Here is a 20,995-nt window from a genome sequence, read left to right as displayed (position 1 = left end):
TTTCCTCACTTCACTGGCTGACTTATTTTTCCCGCCACTATTCCAGCGTTGCCCCTCAATGACAAGTTGTTAAACGGGTAAGATCAGAAAGATCGAGCCTCGCCGCATCACTGAAATGTAACGTGGTGAAAATGTATGCAGCCCTGCCCTTCACTCTGCATCCAGCGCTATAGTGCGCAGCATCATGGAGAGAGGGAGGAAATAATGATGCAATTTGCCACGGAATCAGTATGGATTTACTGGGTGTTGCTGGTGATGTCTGGACTCTGTGTGGGCAGCCTGCTGAATGTGGTGGTTTTCCGGCTTCCGCTGATGATGAAGCGGAACGACCCACACCTGTTCAACCTGGGGTTTCCACGTTCTTACTGCCCACACTGTCAGATATCGCTGACGGTGGGCGATAATATTCCTCTGCTTAGTTGGCTGTGGTTGCACGGGCGCTGTAGGGGCTGCCGGGAAGCCATCTCCTGGCGTTACCCCGCCATCGAAGGTCTGTCACTGCTGATAACACTTCTGCTCGCTGGCCAACTGCCTGCCGGACCGCTGTTGTTGGCCGCATTACTGCTGAGCTGGCTATTGCTGGCGCTGGCAATCATCGACAGCATGCATTTTTTGTTACCGGACAGCCTGACACTTTCTTTGTTATGGGCGGGTCTGCTGTGTCATCTTGCCGGAGTACTGCCCTCAGTGTCTCTGGAACAGGGGATTGCCGGTGCCGCGTTAGGTTATGGGTTATTCTGGCTACTGGCGTGGTGTTATCAGATAGTACGTGGTGAAGAGGGGTTGGGCAGAGGGGATGCGAAACTACTGGCTGCCGGAGGTGCATGGCTGGGATGGCAAGCCCTTCCGCCGCTGCTATTACTGGCTTCATCTCTGGGTATTGCTGTTTTCATGCTGGCACGTCTGCTGGTTAAGCGCCCACTCTCAGCACGTCTACCCTTTGGTCCGGCGCTGGCCACGGCGATCTGGCTACTGTTTCTTTGGCAAAACACATAAAAAAAGGGCCGGAAAATCTCCGGCCCCTGATGTTCTCGTTCGCGGCTAATTACGCCAGGCGACCGTGACACTGCTTGTATTTTTTACCAGAGCCGCACGGGCACAGGTCATTGCGCCCGACTTTACGTTCACCGGTCTGTTCAGCCAGAGACTGTGCTGCTTCAGTATCGGCATCTACGTGGCTCAACTGCTGCTGCTGCGCAAGGCGTTCAGATTCCAGACGACGCTGTTCTTCCATCTGCTCAACTTCTTCCGGCATACGCACCTGAACTTTGCTCAGGGTGCTGATCACTTCATACTTCAGTGATTCCAGCATCGCCGCGAACATCGCGAAGGACTCACGTTTGTATTCCTGCTTAGGATCTTTCTGCGCATAGCCGCGCAGATGGATGCCCTGACGCAGGTAGTCCATTGCCGCCAGGTGCTCTTTCCACAGGGAGTCCAGCGTTTGCAGCATCACGCCTTTCTCGAAGTTGCGCATCATTTCAATGCCAACCACTTCTTCTTTACGCTGATACTGCTCTTTCGCGTTGTCCATGATGCGGTTACGCAGCGTCTCTTCATGCAACTCTGGCTCTTTATCCAGCCATTCCTGAATCGGCAGATTGAGGTCGAAATCGTTGCTCAGGCGCTCCTGCAAACCAGCAACATCCCACATTTCTTCCAGAGACTGTGGCGGAATGTAGCTATCAATGGTGGTTTTAAAGACATCCTCGCGAATGCTGGCGATGGTTTCTGACACATCAGACACATCGAGCAATTCATTACGCTGCGTATAGATCGCACGGCGCTGATCGCTGGCAACGTCATCGTATTCCAGCAGTTGCTTACGGATATCGAAGTTGCGGCTTTCTACTTTACGCTGGGCATTGGCAATGGCTTTGGTCACCCATGGATGCTCAATAGCTTCGCCCGGCTTCATACCCAGTTTACGCATCATGTTGGTCACGCGGTCTGAGGCGAAGATACGCATCAACGCATCTTCCATAGACAGGTAGAAGCGGGATGAACCGTGGTCACCCTGACGACCTGAACGGCCGCGCAGCTGGTTATCGATACGGCGTGATTCATGACGCTCAGTACCGATGATATGCAGGCCGCCTGATGCCAGAACAGCATCGTGACGAATTTTCCACGCACTCTTAATGGTCTCAATTTGCTCAGCCGTCGGCTCTTCGATGGCGGCAATCTCTGACTGCCAGCTGCCGCCCAGCACGATGTCGGTACCACGACCGGCCATGTTAGTCGCGATGGTGACCGCCGCTGGCTGACCCGCCTGTGAGACGATATCGGCTTCACGGGCGTGGAATTTGGCGTTCAGCACTTCGTGTTTGATGCCTGCTTTGGTCAGTTCGTCAGACACCACTTCCGATTTCTCAATCGAGATGGTCCCGACCAGCACTGGCTGGCCGTTAGCGGTACGTTCGCGGATGTCTTCGATGATCGCGCCGATCTTCTCCATTTCCGTCATATAGACCAGATCGGGTAGATCCTTACGTACCATTGGGCGGTTGGTTGGTACCACGATGGTATCCAGCTTGTAGATAGAGCTGAATTCAAATGCTTCGGTATCGGCAGTACCGGTCATCCCGGCCAGTTTGTTATACAGACGGAAGTAGTTCTGGAAGGTGATTGAAGCCAGCGTCTGGTTCTCATTCTGAATTTCCACGCCTTCTTTGGCTTCTACCGCCTGGTGCAGACCATCAGACCAACGACGGCCCTGCATGGTACGGCCGGTATGTTCATCAACGATGATCACTTCGCCATCTTTCACGATGTAGTCAACATCACGGGTGAACAACACGTGGGCGCGCAGTGCAGCGGTCACATGGTGCATCATCATGATATTGCCTGGCGAGTAGAGAGATTCTCCCTCGGCCATAATCCCTTCGCTGACCATCAGTTCTTCAACCGCCACCAGGCCGCGTTCGGTCAGGTGAACCTGACGCGATTTCTCATCAACAGAGAAATGGCCTTCACCCTGGAAGCTGTCAGAATCTTCTTTTTCCTGACGGATCAGGTTCGGGATGATTTTGTTCACTTTGATATACAGCTCAGAGCTGTCTTCAGCAGGGCCGGAGATAATCAACGGAGTACGTGCTTCATCAATCAGGATGGAGTCAACTTCATCCACCAGCGCATAGTTCAGCTTACGCTGTACGCGGTCTTCCGGGCTAAACGCCATGTTGTCGCGCAGGTAGTCAAAGCCGTATTCGTTGTTAGTGCCGTAGGTAATATCAGCAGCATAAGCGGCACGCTTGGCCGGGGCTGGCATGCCTGGCAGGTTGATACCGATGCTCAGGCCGAGGAACTCAAACAGGGCACGGTTATTTTCGGCATCGCGCTGGGCCAGATAGTCGTTGACGGTAACGACGTGAACGCCCTTGCCACTTAACGCGTTGAGGTAAGCAGGCAGGGTTGCGGTCAGGGTTTTACCTTCACCGGTACGCATTTCCGCGATGCAGCGATCGTTCAGAACCATACCACCGAGCAGCTGCACGTCGAAGTGACGCATACCGAACACACGTTTACTGGATTCACGCACGGTCGCAAAAGCTTCCGGGATCAGACTGTCCAGCTCTTCGCCTTTTTCCAGACGCGCACGGAACTCAACGGTTTTCGCTTTCAGCTCTTCATCAGACAGCTTCTCGAAATCCGGTTCCATCTTATTGATCAGGTCTACAGATTTGCGCATACGACGCAGCGTGCGGTCGTTACTGCTACCAAAAACTTTGGTTAATAATTTGGTTAACATAATAAATAATTTCTCTCAGCCACCGTGAATAACGATGGACACTTAATGTTTGATTTTAAACAGACAGATTTTTATGAATTAAGAGATGAGAACGGGTCCGGCACGGATTCCCTGAACCTGGGCCAGCCACAGGCCGGTTTGATGACGAGGTGCGGCTTCAACCTGACGCTGTGCCGTATAGCGAATAATGACTGGCGGTTTTGCTTCGTGGGTCAGCAGTGCATTCAGCGTATCCAGCAGCGCCAGTTTATGGGCTTGATGGGGTTGCTCGGTAACGACTGGTGACACCGACGTTGTCAGCGTAAATGAGAGGTGGCGGATGACCGTACGAATCGCATGCTGATGCCAGTAGTCAACGCTGAGTGATGGACGACGGACGCTCTCAAGCAGCGCCTGGCTGTCAAAGCGCGCAGCGGGGCCAATATCCAGGCTTCGCGCAGAGGTTTCTGCTAAGGTAGTGCGATCGTGCGCTGATGCGTTAGGCAGGCCAAGACTCGCCGCGACCATCCCCAACAGGAGATGCGGCCAGAAATACCGTATGCCAAATTGTCGCCAACGATTAAGAATACCGATCACTGTGTTCCGCCGGAGTTTGCTATGCGAGATAGTCGCCCACAATCAATTGAAAGTTTTTTCGATATGGCTCAGGACCAGAGCGTGCTACAAAACGTGCAGCAACGTGCCATCGCCCTGAACAAGTTGAATCGCGCAGTGCAGGGTATTATCCCCGCTCAACTGCATCCCTGGTGCCGTGTGGCAAACTTCCGTCAGGGGATTCTGGTCATCGAAACAGCCAACGCCAGCTGGTTAATGCGCTTACGCTATGAACAATCCAGTCTGCTGTCAGCATTACGTGCGCAAATATTACCATCATTGACGTCAATCGACATCAGGATAAATCCTTCGCTGGCGGCAAAAGGTCAGGAATATGTACAAGAAAGAAGCAATCAGGCAAAGGACGCAGAAAAACCGCCGATACGGCAGATTAGTGAGCACAGTGCAGAAATTTTACGAAGTGTCGCGAGCCAGAGCCCGGAAAAGCTGAAGAAAATATTAGAACGACTGGCCTCACTGGCCGGAGAAGGTACCAGCTCAACCAGTCGTAATAAGTAGGCTCAGGCTTACGCCAGAACCAGATTTGGTGCCTTGAATTTCACCGGGAGTGCAGCTTCGTCTTCAAACGTTGCCCATTCCCAGGCTTCCTGTTTCGCCAGAACAGCCTGTAACAGCTTGTTGTTCAGCGCATGACCCGATTTGAATGCGGTAAACGCACCAATGATGTTATGGCCACACATGTACAGGTCGCCGATCGCATCCAGCATTTTGTGACGGACGAACTCGTCTTCAAAGCGCAGACCATCTTCGTTCAATACGCGGTAATCATCCACCACGATTGCACAGTCAAAGCTGCCACCAAGGCACAGGCCACGGGACTGCAATGCTTCGATGTCACGCATAAAGCCAAACGTACGAGCACGGCTGATCTGACGCGCAAAGGCGTCTGCAGAGAAGTCCATGCGGTAGCGCTGCGAGCTGGAGTCAATTGCCGGGTGGTTAAAATCAATGGTGAAGTCCAGTGAGAAACCATTGTGCGGCGTAAGCTCAGCCCATTTGTCGCCATCTTCAACCCGGACAGGCTGCTTGATGCGAACAAATTTCTTAGCGCTATTCAGTTCTTCAATACCCGCGTCCATCAGCAGATAAATAAAGGGTGCGGCGCTGCCATCCATAATAGGAATTTCAGGCGCGTTCACTTCCACCACGATATTATCAATGCCGAGTCCCGCAAGGGCTGCATTCAGATGTTCGACCGTTGAAATACGTACGTCATGCTCATTAACCAGGCAAGTACAGAGCATGGTATCACGCACGGATTTGGCATCAGCCGGGAAATCAACCGGTGGATTCAAGTCAGTGCGACGATAGATGACCCCGGTATTAGCCGGCGCAGGGCGTAACGTCAGCATGACTTTTTTGCCGGTGTGTAAACCGACGCCAGTCGTCTGAACAATACGTTTTAATGTCCGTTGTTTGATCATCGTATTATCTCGCAAAAATTAGTCATCCGACCGTCAGTCTACTTCACTGACGGGCAAACACTTTAACACAAAGAGCGAAGAATCCCAATTTCTCGGGTTATTCTTAGTCTGCCTGCTTACGCAGGAAGGCTGGAATATCCAGATAGTCAGGCTCTTTGTTCGTCTGTGCACCCGGATCATTCACCACTTTAGCAGCAGGTTTTTGTTCCTGTGACAACGGGGCTATTCCATGCTGCTGATAACGGTTATCCATCAGCGGCTGGGGGGTTTGTTTGCTGGTAACCAGCGTAATTTCTGGACGTTTGTCCATGCCAATGCCGGTTGCCACGACGGTGACACGCAGCTCGTCGTTCATTTCCGGGTCAAGGGATGTACCGATAACCACGGTGGCGTTGTCAGAGGCGAAAGCACGGATAGTGTTACCCACAGTTTCGAACTCATCCAGACGCAGGTCAAAGCCAGCCGTGATGTTAACCAACACACCACGAGCGCCTGACAGATCGATATCTTCCAGCAGTGGGCTGGAAATCGCCATTTCAGCCGCTTCTTCCGCACGGTCTTCGCCGCACGCCACGCCAGAACCCATCATCGCGTAGCCCATTTCGGACATCACGGTGCGCACGTCAGCAAAGTCGACATTCATCAGGCCAGGGCGAGTAATCAGTTCTGCGATACCCTGCACTGCACCTTTCAGCACGTCGTTAGCCGCGCCGAATGCATCCAGCAGTGAAATCCCACGCCCCAGCACTTTCAGCAGTTTGTCGTTTGGAATAGTGATCAGAGAATCGACATGCTTAGACAGCTCTGCGATACCCTGCTCGGCAAACGCCATGCGCTTCTTGCCTTCAAAATTGAAGGGCTTAGTCACCACAGCAACGGTCAGGATGCCGAGTTCTTTAGCCACTTCCGCCACAACCGGCGCAGCACCCGTACCGGTACCACCACCCATACCTGCGGCGATAAACACCATGTCTGCACCTTCCAGTGCCTGACGCAATGCTTCACGATCTTCTTCTGCAGAGTTACGGCCCACTTCCGGGTTTGCACCCGCACCCAGGCCTTTAGTAATGCCATTACCAATCTGAATGGTCTGGCCTACTGCCGTTTTGCGCAGTGCCTGTGCATCAGTATTTACCGCGAAGAACTCAACGCCTTCAATACGCTCACGCACCATATGCTCAACAGCGTTACCGCCGCCGCCGCCGACGCCGATGACTTTAATCACCGCATCGTTGGTTAATTCCATAGGTTCAAACATAATTTCTCTCCGTTATGTGCCTGTTCGCCTGGAGATCACTAAAAAGTCTATACCTGCAACTTAATAATTGCTTAGGTACAGCATGATCCCCTTTGGTAAAAATTAAAACTCTTTTCTCAGCCAGCTGTTGATTTTCTTGAACCAATTACCCACTGAGGCTCTTTTTTCTACTTCTGCCTCACCGTTAAGGTGAGATTCTTTTCCGTAGTGCAGTAAGCCAACCGCCGTTGAGTAGTAAGGCTCCTGCGCGTAATCCGTTAATCCCGTGATATTCAGCGGCTGTCCGATGCGTACCTGCGTGTGGAACACACGCTGTGCGCAAGCCGCCAATCCTTCAATCTGTGCCGCGCCGCCGGTCAGTACGATACCGGCCGCGAGGTGATGTTTAACGCCCTGCTGGCGAAGCTGCTCCTGCAATTGCAGGATTTCGTCGTTAACCAGATTAAGCAGCTCGGTGTAACGCGGTTCAATGACCTCTGCCAGCGTTTGACGTTGCAGGCTACGTGGCGGACGGCCCCCCACACTTGGCACTTCCACATTTTCGTCTTTACCGACAATGGAACCCAGCGCACAGCCGTGGCGCACTTTAATCGCTTCTGCGTCGGTCGGCGGCGTGCCGAAGGCGTAGGCGATATCGCTGGTGACCACGTTACCCGCGTACGGAATAACTTTGGTGTGGCGCAATGCACCACCGGTATATACGGCGATATCCATTGTGCCGCCACCCACGTCAACGACGCAGACGCCCAGCTCGCGCTCATCTTCAGTCAACACGGCAAAGCTGGAAGCCAACCCGGCGAAAATCAACTGATCTACTTTCAAACCACAGCGTTCTACCGCTTTGACGATGTTCTTCGCCATATCATTGTGACAGGTGATCAGATGCACTTTCGCCTGCATGCGCACCCCGGATAATCCAACCGGATTTTTGATCCCTTCCTGATAGTCGATCGCATATTCTTGCGGAATAACATGGAGGATGCGGTGTTCATCACGAACACGGACGGATTTCGCGGTGTGTACCACATTCTCCACATCTTCCTGTGTCACTTCCTCTTCGGAAATAGGAACCATCCCTATTTCGTTCTGACAACTGATATGTTTGCCCGATAATGCAAGGTAAACCGACGAAATCTGGCAATCAGCCATCAGTTCGGCTTGGTCGATAGCACGCTGAACGCATTTGACTACCGACTCCAGGTCATTGACCCCGCCTTTATCCATCCCACGAGACGGGCAACTGCCCACCCCGATAATATTCACCATGCCATCAGGCAGAACTTCCCCTACCAGGGCGGCCACCTTCGCGGTGCCTATCTCGAGTCCAACTACCAGTTTTCTGTCCGTCGACTTGATCATTGTTGTTTAGCCTGTGCCTGTGCCTGAGTTTGTTGCTGTTGCTGATTACTGTCAGCGGCCGCGATAGGTGCCGGTGCCCATCCTACTGCTGCGCCCGAGTCATAACGCAGATCAACGTAGGTAATAAGCTTGTTATCCAACTGGGCCTGCTTTTGCAGAGTAGGGTATAACTCGATGAAGCGTTGCAGCCGCTTCATGTCTTCGTTTCGCCCCAGCTCAAGCCGGATATCATCCTGTAACACCAACTGCCATGAACGCCGTGCGGTCATGGATGCCGCTTTCAATTTCAATTTACTGGCCGCCAGAACATCACTCATCTGGTGGAAGCCGGTTAACACTTCGGACTCGCTGCCTTCAGGGCCATATAGCATCGGCATCACTTCTTTGCCGATATGACTGGCCGGGACGCTAAACGATTTCCCCTCTGCATCAACCATATGCACATCATTCCAGCGTGCAACCGGGACATACTCAACCAGATGAATTTTTAATTCGTCCGGCCACTGCTTACGTACACTCACCTGTTGGATCCACGGTAAGCGTTCAATCTGTTGCTGAATAACGTCCACATCCTGTGACATAAACGTGCCGGGTTCACCCAGCGACAAAATCGCCTGGCGGATGTCATCGTTAGTGGTGTAATGCGTCTGTCCGGTGACCACCAACTTCGACAGCGGAAGCCTGGAAGCATCGTTCATCCACTTCAGCACCACAAAACCACCCGCCAGCATCACACCGATGACCATCAGCAGGAAAACGATCCCGGCAAGGCGCGAACCGTTACTGCGCCCGGTCCCGGTGCGTGCATTTTCCTGCGCTTCACGGTTGCGGACATTCAGAGCAGCCTGAGACATATCAGTCGGCCAGTTCCAAAATGCGCGTCACCAACTGTGAAAAGCTCATGCCAGCCTGTTTTGCCGCCATTGGCACCAGACTGTGGCTGGTCATTCCTGGGGAAGTATTCACTTCCAGCAGGTAGAAACGCCCGTCGCCACCCATCATCACATCAACACGGCCCCAGCCGCTGCAACCCAGTGCACGCCATGCCGCAGTCACCAGTTCACTTAATTCCACTTCCTGCTCCGCACTCAGCCCAGATGGACAGAAGTATTGAGTATCGTCAGAAATGTATTTTGCCTCATAGTCATAGAACTCACTGGCAGTCTGAATACGGATAGACGGTAAGATTTCTTCACCAATCACGCCCACCGTATACTCCGGCCCGCTAAGAAATGCTTCTACCAGCACTTCATCGTCATGACGGAAAGCTTCATCCAGCGCAGCAGGGAATTGATACGCTTCATTTACCCGCGAGATACCTACGCTCGAACCTTCACGGCTCGGCTTGACGAACAGCGGCAGGCCCAGCGCATCGATGCTGGCCAGTTCCTCAGGCGTCAGGCCTTCATCCATCTGTTTACGCGTCAGGGCGACAAATGGCGAAACCGGTAAACCACAGCCCTGCCACAGATACTTACTGCGCAGTTTGTCCATGGTGATAGCCGACGCCATAACACCACTGCCGGTGTAAGGAATGTTGAGAAATTCCAACACGCCCTGCAATGTTCCATCTTCACCGCCACGGCCATGCAGGGCGATAAAGGCTTTATCAAAGCCCTGTTCTTTCAGTTGTAAAACAGGGACGTCACGGATATCGACCGGATGTGCATCAATGCCCGCTTCCTGCAAACCTTTCAGTACCGCAGCGCCAGATAACAGCGATACGTCACGTTCTGCGGAGGTTCCACCCAGCAATACCGCTACTTTCTCAGCCATGATGTTCCTCATTAATCGTCTGCAGTTGTAACTTTTGCTCGGACAAAGTGCGGGCAATACGCCCAACGTTACCGGCCCCCTGGACCAGAATCAGATCGTTGCCGGACAGTTTTGGCAACAGCATTTCCAATACCGCATCGTGGTCAGAGACCAGGATAGGGTCAACCTTGCCACGACCACGGATCGTGCGGCACAGGGAGCGGCTGTCTGCACCAGGGATCGGCGATTCGCCAGCCGCATAGACATCGAGCATCAACAACACATCAACCTGCGACAAAACATTAGCAAAATCATCGTATAAATCGCGAGTACGGGTATAGCGGTGCGGCTGGAAGATCATCACCAGATTTTTATCCGGCCATCCCGCACGTGCTGCTTTGATCGTGACGTCCACTTCCGTTGGATGGTGGCCATAATCATCCACCAGCATCGCGGTACCGCTCTGGCCCTTCGCGTCAGTCACCGGATACTCACCCAGGAAGTCAAAGCGACGTCCGGTACCCTGGAAGCTCTCCAGCGCACTGAGAATATCTTCATCCTCAATGTTCTCTTCGGTCGCCACTGCCACCGCAGCTGCTGCATTCAGCGCATTGTGTCGGCCCGGCGCATTCAGCGTAACGTGCATCAGCGGTTTATCATGGCGCACCAGGGTAAAGTGCCCGCGTGCACCGCGCTGTTCGTAGTTCTCAACGCGCACATCGGCGTCATCGCTAAAGCCGTAAGTGGTGATCTGGCGACCCACGCGTGGGATCAAATCACGGATCACCGCATCATCGACACACAACACGGCGCGTCCATAAAACGGCAAATTATGCAGAAAATTTATAAACGTCTGCTTTAAATTTTCGAAGTCGCCCTGGTAGGTATCCATATGATCGGCTTCGATATTCGTGACAATCGCCACCATCGGCTGCAAATGCAGGAACGACGCATCGCTCTCATCGGCTTCTGCGATCAGGTAGCGGCTGCTGCCAAGGCGCGCATGCGTCCCAGCCGCTTTTACCAGGCCACCATTAACAAACGTCGGGTCGAGGCCGCCTTCAGCGTAAATGCTCGACACCATCGCAGTGGTGGTCGTCTTGCCATGCGTACCGGCAATCGCAATCCCATGACGAAAGCGCATGAGTTCAGCCAGCATTTCCGCGCGGCGGATCACCGGGATACGAGCTTCACGTGCAGCCACCACTTCCGGGTTGTCCTGCGATACCGCGGTGGACACAACCACGACGCTGGCATCACTGACGTTTTCCGGGCGATGGTTAAAGTAAATGGTCGCCCCCAGTGCGCTCAGATGCTGCGTCACCGCATTCGGTGCCAGATCTGACCCACTGATTTCATAACCTTCGTTCGCTAACACTTCGGCAATACCACCCATGCCAGCACCACCGATGCCAACAAAGTGAATGTGCCGGACGCGACGCATCTCGGGCACGATCGAACGCAGTTTTGCCAGTTGCTGTGTATTCATCTCTTACCTGTGTTGCTGCGGGTTGGGCGTAACCAACCCTTACAATTTTGGGTCGGGTTGACCCGCCCTCTGGAAATCATTTTGCCGCTTTGCTAACTTCAGCCGCGACACGCTCAGTGGCATCCGGGATCGCCACCGCGCGAGCTTTTTCAGCCATCTGCAATAACGTTGCACGATCCCAGCGTGCCAGCGTCGCAGCCACCACCTCAGCGGTGAACTCCGGCTGCTCGTAAATTTTGGCCGCCCCGGCCTGCTCAAGCGGCAGGGCATTCCAGTACTGCTGACGATCTTTATGCTGGAATGGCACGAAGACCGCCGGTAACCCTGCTGCCGCCACTTCACTGACGGTCAACGCGCCGGAACGACAGACCACAACATCGGCCCAGGCGTAAGCACTCGCCATATCGTCGATAAACTCCGACACCCGATGTTGCGTCTGGTTCACACGCGCGTAATGCTGATTCACTGCGTCAAGCGCGCCCTTGCCCACCTGATGCCACAAGCTGATGTCATCGCCCAGCAACTCTGCCACCTGAGGCATCGTCTGGTTGAGCACACGTGCGCCCTGACTGCCGCCGATAACCAGTATGCGGGTTGGGCCTTCGCGCCCGGCTAAACGCACTGCTGGTAACGGCAGTGCCAGCACATCGGTCCGCACCGGGTTACCCACCACTTCCGCTTGAGGAAATGCGCCAGGAAACGCCTGCATCACGGTGGTGGCAATCTTTGCCAGCCATTTGTTGGTTAATCCGGCAATGCCGTTCTGTTCGTGTAGCACCACCGGGATGCCACAACTCCAGGCCGCCAGGCCACCGGGACCGGAAACATAACCGCCCATTCCCAGTACGACATCCGGCTTCCAGGCTTTCATAATCGCCCGCGCCTGACGCCAGGCGTTGAAGATACGCAATGGCGCAGCAAGTAATGCTTTAAACCCTTTGCCACGCAGTCCGCTGATGCGGATAAAATCAATGTCGATACCATGCTTCGGCACTAAGTCCGCTTCCATTCGGTCAGCGGTACCCAGCCAGCGCACCTGCCAGCCCTGTGCCATCAGATGATGTGCCACTGCCAGCCCGGGAAATACATGCCCTCCGGTACCGCCAGCCATCACCATCAGTCGCTTTCCACTCATCGACTACCCTCTGCTAAACGCCTGCGCTTTCGCCAGACGCGTTTCATAATCTATACGTAATAAAAATACGATAGCGGTCGACATAATAATCAAACTCGAACCACCGTAGCTGATCAGCGGCAACGTCAGACCTTTGGTCGGTAACATGCCCGCGGCGGCCCCAACATTCACCAGCGCCTGGAAGCTAAACCAGACACCGATAGAACAGGCCAGAAAGCCCGAAAACCGCTGATCGAGCTCTAGCGCACGACGTCCGATGGACATCGCGCGAAAAGCGACGAAGAATACCATTAACAGAGCTAAAACCACACCGATATAACCCAGTTCTTCGCCGAGAATCGAGAAGATAAAATCGGTGTGTGCCTCCGGTAAATACTCCAGTTTTTGCACAGAGTTACCTAATCCCTGCCCCCAGAACTCGCCTCGACCAAAAGCCATCAGCGATTGGGTTAACTGGTAACCACTGCCGAACGGATCTTCCCAGGGGTTCCAGAAAGAGGTCACGCGACGCATTCGGTAAGGTTCAGCAACAATCAGCAGGCAGACGGCAAAAATACCGGAGCCGATAATCGCCAGGAACTGCCACAGTTTCGCCCCCGCCAGGAACAGCATGGCCAGCGTAGTGACAAACAGCACCACCACCGTACCGAGATCAGGCTGAGCCAGCAGCAACACGGCCAGCACCACCATCACGCCCATTGGCTTACAGAAGCCCCAGAAGTTGTTACGCACTTCCTCTACCTTGCGCACCAGGTAGCTGGCGAGGTAACAGAACAGCGTCAGCTTCGATAATTCCGCAGGCTGAATACGCAGTGGTCCAAGAGCAATCCAGCGCGATGCCCCGTTAACTGAGCTACCCACCACCAGCACGATCAGCAGCATCAACACGGAGGCCAGCAGCATGATGTTGCTGTAACGCTGCCAGAAATCCATCGGGACACGCAGGGTGACCAGTGACATCCCCAGCGCCAGCAGCAGATAGAAGGCGTCACGCTTGGCAAAATAGAACGGGTCGTCAGACAGGCGCTGCCCTACCGGCATCGACGCGGACGTCACCATCACGAAACCAATAATCGCCAGGCCAAACGTCAGCCACAGCAGAGTACGGTCATACAGCACAATAGAGTTGGTATCACTTTCACGCGATCCCATTACCCAGGACTTCAGGCGTTCGGACAGGCCACCGGCCAGGCTCAGACCCGGAACACGCATCAGTTTGCCTCCCGCGCCAGTTGAGCGAAGAGGTCACCACGCTGCTCAAAGTTCTTAAACTGATCGAGACTGGCGCAGGCCGGAGAGAGCAGCACCAGATCGCCAGGCTGAACGTTGTTGGCGATCTGCTGCATCGCTTCAGCCATCGTGTCCGTCTGCACGGCAATTTCCGGGCGCAAGGCGGCCAGCGCCTCACCGTCACGGCCAAAGCAATAAATACGGATACGGTCGCCCTGCAAATAGCGACTCAGCGCGCTGAAGTCAGCCGACTTGCCATCCCCCCCCAGCAGCAACCAGAGCGTTCCTTTCACCTGTAAACCATTCAGCGCAGCTTCTGTACTGCCGACATTGGTGGCTTTGGAATCATTAATCCAGCGTACGCCGTTGTGCTCATGCACCAGCTGGAAGCGGTGTGGCAGGCCACCAAAGGTGGTTAACGCTTTCAGGCTGGTAGCACGCGGCAGGCCAACAGCATCGGCCAGCGCCAGTGCCGCCAGGGCATTGGTATAGTTATGCTGACCGACGAGGTGCATTTCGTCGGTGTTTAAGACTTTCTCGCCTTTCACTCGCAGCCAGATACTCCCCTGCTGGCGGTTAAGATGATAATCGCCCACATCAGCACCAAAACTGACACAACGTTTATCCGCTCCGCGTACCGGCATGGTCATCGCATCATCAGCGTTAACCACGCAGACGGCGGCATTTTCATAAATGCGTAATTTGGCGGCGCGATACTGCTGCATGCCCAGCGGATAGCGATCCATATGATCTTCAGTGACGTTAAGGATCGTGGCCGCCGCCGCCTGCAGACTGTGGGTAGTTTCCAGCTGAAAGCTCGAAAGTTCAAGCACATACAGCTGCGCGGGGTTGTTCAGCAGCATCAACGCCGGCAGACCAATATTGCCACCGACGCCAACCTGCCAGCCCGCCGCTTTCGCCATTTCTCCGACCAGCGTTGTGACGGTGCTTTTACCATTGGAACCGGTGATAGCGACAATCGGTGCCTGCGCTTCACGACAGAACAGCTCGATATCGCCAACGATTTCCACACCGGCATCTGCCGCATCCATCAGCGACGGATGGGCCAGCGCCATACCCGGGCTGGCAACAATCAGATCGGCACTTTGCAGCCAGTCGTCATTTAACGATCCCAACCAGCGCTCGACATTTTCCGGTAGTTTTTCCAACCCTGGAGGCACGACACGGGTATCCATCACGCGTGGCGTTACGCCGCGTGAGACAAAGAAATCAACACAGGAGAGACCCGTCAGGCCCAACCCGATAATGACCACTTTTTTACCCTGATAGTCAGCCATAATTAACGCACCTTCAGTGTTGCCAGGCCAATCAGCACCAGCATCAGAGAAATGATCCAGAAGCGCACGATGACACGAGGTTCTGGCCAGCCTTTCAATTCATAGTGATGGTGGATCGGCGCCATGCGGAAAATACGTTGCCCGCGTAATTTGAACGACCCGACCTGCAGGATCACCGACAGGGTTTCCACCACAAACACACCGCCCATAATCACCAGCAGGAACTCCTGGCGCAGCAGCACGGCGATGGTTCCCAGCGCGCCACCCAGCGCCAGTGAACCCACATCACCCATAAAGACCTGTGCCGGGTAGGTGTTGAACCACAGGAAACCTAAGCCCGCACCGACAATCGCGGTACAAACAATCACCAGCTCACCGGCATGGCGCAGATACGGGATATGCAGGTACTCAGCAAACTTGACGTTACCCGTCGCCCAGGCCACAAGGGCAAAGCCCGCAGCAACGAATACGGTCGGCATAATCGCCAGGCCATCCAGGCCATCGGTCAAATTGACCGCGTTGCTGGTGCCGACAATCACAAAGTAAGCCAGCAGCAGATACATCAGCCCCAGCTGTGGCATCACGTCTTTAAAGAACGGCACCACCAGCTCGGTCGCCGGGGTATCCTTGCCGATCATGTACATCACGAAAGCCGCAGCCAGCGCAATCACCGACTGCCAGAAGTATTTCCAGCGGGCAATAAGACCCTTGGTGTCTTTACGCACGACTTTACGATAGTCATCCACAAAGCCAACGGCGCCATAGCCTAACAACACGAACAGCACGCACCAGACATACGGATTGGAAGGATAGGCCCACAGCAGCACGGAAATCGTGATGGCCGTGAGGATCATAATCCCGCCCATCGTCGGCGTACCGCGCTTGCTGAAATGGGATTCAGGGCCGTCATTACGCACAACCTGACCAAAAGACATTTCCTGCAGACGGGCGATCATACGCGGCCCCATCCACAAGGAGATAAACAGCGCGGTCAGCAGGCTGACGATGGCGCGAAACGTCAGATATGAAAAGACGTTAAAGCCAGAATAAAATGTGACCAGATGCTCGGCCAGCCAGACTAACATGCGCCTTTCTCCTGTAAGGTTTGCACAACCTGCTCCATCGCAGCACTGCGCGAACCTTTAACCAATACGGTAATCTGTTGATGTTGTGACAGCAGCTCACGTGCACGTGCGCTGAGTGCCGTCTTATCGCGGAAGTGTTCACCGACACCGCTGGCATCAGAGATGCCCTGGCTGAGTGAACCTACACTTAATACTTTGTCGATACCTGCAGCCTGTATGGCTGCGCCCACCTGGCGGTGGCACTCTGCGGCCTCAGCGCCCAGCTCGCCCATATCGCCGACAATCATCACGCGATAGCCCGGCATCTCAGCCAGTACCTGTGCTGCGGCTGTCATGGAACCCACGTTGGCGTTGTAGCTGTCGTCCAGCAGTAACTGCTCTGCATTCAATGCCACCGGGAACAAACGCCCCGGAACAGCTTTCAGCGAACTCAGCCCCTGCTGTACCGCACTCAGCGGTGCGCCAACCGATAACGCCAGCGCACTGGCGGCAAGCGCATTAGCAATATTGTGACGCCCCGGCAGCGGCAGCATAACGCCCACATCACCTTGCGGGGTGTGCAGGGTGAAATGCGTGCCCTGGGTGCTAAACGTCACATCCGTGGCATAAAAATCACTGTCAGCCTGCTGCTCTGGCGAAAAACGCCAGACCGTTTTGGCATGCAGCGTCTGCTGCCAGTGCGGCCAGTCATTGCTGTCGCTGTTGATAATGGCTGTGCCATGAAGCGGCAGACCGTTAAAAATTTCACCTTTGGCTTTCGCCACGCCCGCCAGCGATCCGAAACCTTCCAGGTGCGCGGCAGCAAGGTTATTTACCAGCGCCGTTTCCGGGCGGGTCAGCTCGGTGGTGTACGCGATCTCGCCCTGGTGGTTAGCCCCCAGTTCAATCACCGCATACTGATGATCGGTTGTCAGACGCAGCAAGGTCAGCGGCACGCCGATATCGTTATTCAGGTTTCCAGCGGTATACAGCGTCTCGCCGCATTCACGCAGGATAGCGGCCGTCATCTCTTTGACAGAGGTCTTGCCAGAAGAGCCGGTCAGCGCCACAACGCGGGCACCTGACTGCTGGCGCACCCAGCCAGCCAGCTGACCCAGTGCAATGCGGGTATCCGCCACCACCACCTGCGGCACAGCGGCAGGTAAGTGTTTACTCACCAGTAGCGCCAGTGCCCCGGCAGTGAGCGCATCAGCAACAAAGTCATGCGCATCAAATCGCTCGCCTTTCAGGGCGATAAACAGGCAGCCTGCGGTGACCTTGCGGGTATCCGTGGTGACCGCATCGATCGTCAGATCGCCGCCATACAGCGTGCCGCCAGTGATGTCTGCCAGTTGCTGCAGCGTAAAAGCAATCACGCGAGCACCCCCAGCAGACGGGCGACGGTCACACGGTCGGAGTAATCAAAACGCTGGTTGCCGATGATCTGATAATCTTCATGGCCTTTACCGGCCACCAGTACAATGTCGCCTTCCTGCGCCTGCATCACGGTGTTAGTGACGGCTTGCGCACGTCCCATCACCACGCGTGCACGACCCGCATCCAGCAGCCCACTCAGTACATCCGCAACAATCGCCGCCGGATCTTCACTGCGCGGGTTGTCGTCAGTAATCACCACGACATCGGCAAACTGCTCAGCAATCGCCCCCATCAGCGGACGTTTACCTTTGTCACGGTCACCACCGCAGCCAAACAGGCACCACAGCTGGCCTTTACAGTGCAAACGCGCGGCTGCCAGCGCTTTTTCCAGCGCATCTGGCGTGTGGGCATAATCCACCACCACCGTCGGTTTGCCCGGTGCGCTGAACACTTCCATACGCCCGGTCACTGGCAGCAGCTGCCGGGCTGTAGAGGTCAGTGCCGCCAGCGGATAATCCAGAGACAGCAACGTCGCCAGTGCCACCAGCAAATTGCTGACGTTAAATGCGCCCATCAGGCGGCTTTCAATTTCGCCGTTACCCCAGCTGGATTCAAAGCGCACGGAGGCACCACCATCGTGGTAATGAACGTCTGTTGCTTTCAGCCAGCGCCCACGGCAAGCCGGCTGTAAATTATTTTCCATCGTGACCGCAACGGCATCCGGCAGTTTTTCCAACCAGCGGCGACCCACCTCGTCGTCAGCATTGATGATCGCCTGGCCCACCTGATGCTCGGAGAACAGCAGCCATTTAGCCGCTTCGTAGCGCGTCATATCACCGTGATAGTCGAGGTGATCGCGGCTCAGGTTAGTGAACGCGGCCGCCGCAAACGGCAGAGCAGCCACACGGTGCTGCACCAGGCCATGTGAAGAGACTTCCATCGCTGCCAGCGTGGCGCCTTTGCTCACCAGCGAGGCCAGAAGGTGCTGTACATCCACCGCCGAGCCCGTGGTATTTTCCGCAGGCGCAAGCTGTCCGTAGACGCCGTTACCTACCGTACCCATCACCGCACCGGTTTCGCCCAGCAACTGCGCCCACTGAGCCAGCAATTGAGTGATGGTGGTTTTTCCGTTCGTGCCCGTGACGCCAATCAGCTTCAGTTTCTCACCCGGCTGCTGATAAAAACGCCCGGCCAGCGCCGACAGACGCTGAGAAAGCTGTGCGAGGAAGATCACCGGCACACCGTGCATCTGCACGATCTGTCCGTCTTCTGCTTCACCTTCGGCTTCGGCAATCACTGCCGCCACGCCCTGGGCAATCGCCTGAGGAATAAAACGGCGCCCGTCGGCCGCGTGGCCTTTTATCGCCACAAACAAATCGCCGGATGCCGCAATACGGCTGTCCAGCGTCATTTCACGCAGTGGGAGCTCCGGTGCGCCAGGCACCCAGGGGGCCAGTAAGTCGCGCAGATTACGATCGGTCACTCGATCCCTCATTCTTGTTAGTTACCATCTCGTTCTTGTCACTGGTGGGTAGCGCATCCGGTTCAACGTTCATGGTGCGCAATACACCGCCCATGATGGCGCCAAACACGGGTGCAGATACCGCACCGCCGTAATATTTGCCCGCCTGGGGATCGTTAATCACCACCACCAGTGCAAAACGAGGGTTGCTGGCTGGTGCAACACCAGCGGTATAAGCAATGTATTTGTTCACGTACTTACCATCCGGGCCAACTTTCTTCGCTGTACCGGTTTTAATGGCAATACGGTAACCCTTGATCGCGGCTTTCACGCCACCGCCACCGGGCAGAGCAACGCTTTCCATCATGTGCAATACGGTGCGCACCTGCGATTCAGGGAAAATGCGTTGACCCGCCACTGGCGGGTCAACTTTGGTAATCGACAATGGGCGATAGATGCCGTAGCTGCCCATTGTTGCGTAGACTCGCGCTAACTGTAACGGCGTTACCATTAGCCCATAGCCGAAAGAGAAGGTGGCCCTCTCTATGTCAGACCACCGTTGTTTTTGAGGATATAAGCCACTGCTTTCTCCGACCAACCCCAAATTGGTCGCTTTGCCTAACCCAAAACGTGAGTAAGTATCCACTAACGCGCTGGACGGCATCGCTAACGCCAGTCGTGAAACACCGACGTTAGACGACTTCTGTAGTACCCCGGTCAGGGTCAATTCGCTGTAACGCGCCACGTCTTTAATCTCATGGCCGTTAATCCGGTAAGGTACCGTGTTCAATACGCTGCCTTCACGCACGACGCCACGTTGCAGCGCGGCCATCACCACCATCGGTTTGACGGTTGAACCCGGTTCGAAAATATCGGTGATAGCGCGGTTACGCATCACATCTTTGGTGGTGCCAGCCAGGTTATTGGGGTTGTAGGCCGGGCTGTTTGCCATCGCCAGCACTTCGCCCGTGTTTACATCCACCAGCACCGCCGTACCTGATTCCGCTTTGTTAAACGCCACAGCATTATTCAGCTCGCGATAGACCTGGGCCTGGAGGCGTTCGTCGATGCTCAACGCCAGGTTATGTGCCGCCTGGCTGTCTACCGTGGAAATATCTTCAATCACACGGCCGAAACGGTCTTTACGCACCGTACGTTCACCCGGCTGACCGGTGAGCCACTTATCAAAACTTTTCTCAACGCCTTCAATACCCTGTCCATCGATGTTAGTGAAACCAATCAGATGGGAGGTAACCTGCCCGGCAGGGTAATAGCGGCGTGACTCTTCACGCAGGAAGATACCCGGCAGTTTGAGTTTTTTGATGTAATCGCCAATGGCAGGATTCACTTGACGAGCCAGATACACAAAGCGGCCATTCGGGTTGGCATTAACACGTGCCGCCAGCTGGTCAAGGGGGATAGAGAGCGCATCGGACAGGGCTTTCCAGCGACTGTCGAGCGTAATACCGCCTTTGTTATGCAGTTCTTTCGGATCGGCCCAGATAGCATTGACCGGCACGCTGACCGCCAGTGGTCGGCCTGCACGGTCGCTGATCATGCCGCGCGAGGTCGGGATGGCCTGAACGCGCAGCGAGCGCATATCCCCTTCGCGTACCAGGCGGTCAGGGTTAATAACCTGAAGATACGCAACCCGCAGTAGCAAACCTGCCAACGCCAGAAAAATACAGCCACACAGCAACGCAAAACGCCAGCTTACAAAGCTGGCCTGATCTTCCGGGCGTTTCGACTTTTGCGTCTTGGTTGCTGCTCTCATTAAG

At 54.9% G+C, this 20,995-nt stretch carries 17 protein-coding genes; 2 read left to right on the top strand and 15 right to left on the bottom strand.

Translation table 11 applies throughout. The features are described 5' to 3' along the window. The first annotated feature begins 204 nt into the window (after nt 1-204). On the top strand, nt 205-996 hold the full coding sequence (locus ACFL9S_RS21190) for a prepilin peptidase (RefSeq protein ID WP_405263830.1): 792 nt from the start codon (nt 205-207) through the stop codon (nt 994-996). 49 nt (nt 997-1,045) lie between these two features. On the opposite strand, the gene secA is transcribed toward ACFL9S_RS21190, so the two are convergent. Next, nucleotides 1,046-3,751 (bottom strand): preprotein translocase subunit SecA, encoded by a 2,706-nt coding sequence (secA, locus tag ACFL9S_RS21185; RefSeq protein WP_405263829.1) that lies wholly within the window; start codon nt 3,749-3,751, stop codon nt 1,046-1,048. 78 nt (nt 3,752-3,829) lie between these two features. Then, nucleotides 3,830-4,327: a secA translation cis-regulator SecM gene (gene secM, locus ACFL9S_RS21180; protein ID WP_405263828.1), complete on the bottom strand. Its 498-nt coding sequence runs from the start codon at nt 4,325-4,327 to the stop codon at nt 3,830-3,832. A gap of 21 nt (nt 4,328-4,348) precedes the next feature. Between secM and ACFL9S_RS21175 the strand changes: the two genes are divergently transcribed. Continuing rightward, the gene (locus ACFL9S_RS21175) at nt 4,349-4,864 is read left to right on the top strand and encodes a DUF721 domain-containing protein (RefSeq protein WP_405263827.1); all 516 of its coding nucleotides are present in this window, start codon (nt 4,349-4,351) and stop codon (nt 4,862-4,864) included. A gap of 8 nt (nt 4,865-4,872) precedes the next feature. Here ACFL9S_RS21175 and lpxC read toward each other — a convergent pair whose 3' ends face one another. The 13 genes from lpxC to ACFL9S_RS21110 form a co-directional block, all read right to left on the bottom strand. After that, nucleotides 4,873-5,790, bottom strand: coding sequence for a UDP-3-O-acyl-N-acetylglucosamine deacetylase (gene lpxC, locus ACFL9S_RS21170; protein WP_405263826.1), 918 nt, complete (start codon nt 5,788-5,790; stop codon nt 4,873-4,875). A gap of 103 nt (nt 5,791-5,893) precedes the next feature. Continuing rightward, entirely contained in the window at nt 5,894-7,048 is a 1,155-nt protein-coding gene (ftsZ, locus tag ACFL9S_RS21165; RefSeq protein ID WP_405263825.1) for a cell division protein FtsZ, read from the bottom strand. 102 nt (nt 7,049-7,150) lie between these two features. Beyond that, the gene (gene ftsA / locus ACFL9S_RS21160; protein ID WP_048914885.1) at nt 7,151-8,407 is read right to left on the bottom strand and encodes a cell division protein FtsA; all 1,257 of its coding nucleotides are present in this window, start codon (nt 8,405-8,407) and stop codon (nt 7,151-7,153) included. Further along, nucleotides 8,404-9,261: a cell division protein FtsQ gene (ftsQ, locus tag ACFL9S_RS21155; RefSeq protein WP_405263824.1), complete on the bottom strand. Its 858-nt coding sequence runs from the start codon at nt 9,259-9,261 to the stop codon at nt 8,404-8,406. The genes ftsA and ftsQ overlap by 4 nt, the downstream gene beginning before the upstream one ends. A gap of 1 nt (nt 9,262) precedes the next feature. Beyond that, a complete protein-coding gene (locus ACFL9S_RS21150; protein WP_405263823.1) occupies nt 9,263-10,183 on the bottom strand; it encodes a D-alanine--D-alanine ligase in 921 nt (306 codons plus the stop codon). Then, nucleotides 10,176-11,651 (bottom strand): UDP-N-acetylmuramate--L-alanine ligase, encoded by a 1,476-nt coding sequence (gene murC, locus ACFL9S_RS21145; RefSeq protein WP_133842300.1) that lies wholly within the window; start codon nt 11,649-11,651, stop codon nt 10,176-10,178. Before murC ends, ACFL9S_RS21150 begins: the two co-directional genes overlap by 8 nt. Nucleotides 11,652-11,727: 76 nt before the next feature. Beyond that, complete coding sequence (murG, locus tag ACFL9S_RS21140) at nt 11,728-12,786, bottom strand: undecaprenyldiphospho-muramoylpentapeptide beta-N-acetylglucosaminyltransferase (protein WP_405263822.1); 1,059 nt, start codon at nt 12,784-12,786, stop codon at nt 11,728-11,730. A gap of 3 nt (nt 12,787-12,789) precedes the next feature. Further along, nucleotides 12,790-13,998, bottom strand: coding sequence for a cell division protein FtsW (ftsW, locus tag ACFL9S_RS21135; RefSeq protein ID WP_405263821.1), 1,209 nt, complete (start codon nt 13,996-13,998; stop codon nt 12,790-12,792). Next, nucleotides 13,998-15,314, bottom strand: a complete 1,317-nt coding sequence (gene murD / locus ACFL9S_RS21130; protein ID WP_405263820.1) for a UDP-N-acetylmuramoyl-L-alanine--D-glutamate ligase — start codon at nt 15,312-15,314, stop codon at nt 13,998-14,000. Before murD ends, ftsW begins: the two co-directional genes overlap by 1 nt. A 2-nt stretch (nt 15,315-15,316) precedes the next feature. Further along, nucleotides 15,317-16,399 carry a phospho-N-acetylmuramoyl-pentapeptide-transferase gene (gene mraY / locus ACFL9S_RS21125; RefSeq protein ID WP_405263819.1) on the bottom strand — a complete coding sequence of 361 codons (1,083 nt, stop codon included), beginning with the start codon at nt 16,397-16,399 and terminating at the stop codon, nt 15,317-15,319. Continuing rightward, nucleotides 16,393-17,754, bottom strand: coding sequence for a UDP-N-acetylmuramoyl-tripeptide--D-alanyl-D-alanine ligase (gene murF / locus ACFL9S_RS21120; protein WP_405263818.1), 1,362 nt, complete (start codon nt 17,752-17,754; stop codon nt 16,393-16,395). Before murF ends, mraY begins: the two co-directional genes overlap by 7 nt. Beyond that, nucleotides 17,751-19,238 (bottom strand): UDP-N-acetylmuramoyl-L-alanyl-D-glutamate--2,6-diaminopimelate ligase, encoded by a 1,488-nt coding sequence (gene murE / locus ACFL9S_RS21115; protein WP_405263817.1) that lies wholly within the window; start codon nt 19,236-19,238, stop codon nt 17,751-17,753. The genes murF and murE overlap by 4 nt, the downstream gene beginning before the upstream one ends. Next, a complete protein-coding gene (locus ACFL9S_RS21110) occupies nt 19,225-20,991 on the bottom strand; it encodes a peptidoglycan glycosyltransferase FtsI (RefSeq protein WP_405263816.1) in 1,767 nt (588 codons plus the stop codon). Before ACFL9S_RS21110 ends, murE begins: the two co-directional genes overlap by 14 nt. Nucleotides 20,992-20,995: the final 4 nt, after the last annotated feature.

Origin of the sequence: Erwinia sp. AnSW2-5, assembly GCF_045107195.1 — a bacterium.
In the GTDB taxonomy this organism is placed as follows: domain Bacteria; phylum Pseudomonadota; class Gammaproteobacteria; order Enterobacterales; family Enterobacteriaceae; genus Erwinia.
This window is presented reverse-complemented; position numbering and strand designations above follow the sequence as displayed.